This window comes from Rhizobium sp. S163 (genome assembly GCF_030380805.1).
GTDB lineage: Bacteria > Pseudomonadota > Alphaproteobacteria > Rhizobiales > Rhizobiaceae > Rhizobium.
Map to the genome: position 1 here is coordinate 1 of NZ_JAUDSA010000008.1, position 634 is coordinate 634.

Annotated in this window: 1 rRNA gene; it reads right to left on the bottom strand. The window is 49.5% G+C overall.

The annotated features are described in order from the left end of the window. Positions 1 to 291: ribosomal RNA gene (locus tag QTL96_RS10015) — 23S ribosomal RNA — on the bottom strand; the annotation flags it as partial. Positions 292 to 634: the final 343 nt, after the last annotated feature.

Here is a 634-nt window from a genome sequence, read left to right on the forward strand (position 1 = left end):
CGGAGTCTCGGTTGATGTCCTTTCCTTCGGGTACTTAGATGTTTCAGTTCCCCGAGTTCGCTTCTTACACCCTATTTTATTCAGGTGTAGATACCTTATCACAATGCTTGGAAACCCAAGCCGAGCCTAAACTCAGTTTGGATTTTCCAAGCATTTAAGGTGGGTTTCCCCATTCGGATATCCATGGATCAAAGCTTATTCGCAGCTCCCCACGGCTTTTCGCAGCGTATCACGTCCTTCATCGCCTGTGCATGCCAAGGCATCCACCAAATGCCCTTACGACACTTAATCGTTCTCATTGCCAATGCTCATCATCTGGTTCCCGCTTCATCAGAAACGGCAACAGACCGGGTTACCTTTTACAACCCAGTCAATCCAACAATGCCATCGACGTGTTCGATCGGATCACTTTATTGGAACTACGCCGAGCAGTTCGCTTGTGTCCGATCTTTAAGACCAGCTTCTCGAGATTAAATCCGGTACCGCGCGGTCAGGCAACGGTAATCCGATTATTGATCAGACAGTGTCGAAGACACCGAACAACCAACAATCCAGAGCGACAAGCTTCCTACCTACCTCCAGTCCCTCTTTCGCTTCCGGCCGGCTAGGCCATTCACGACGTCATTGGAACTGG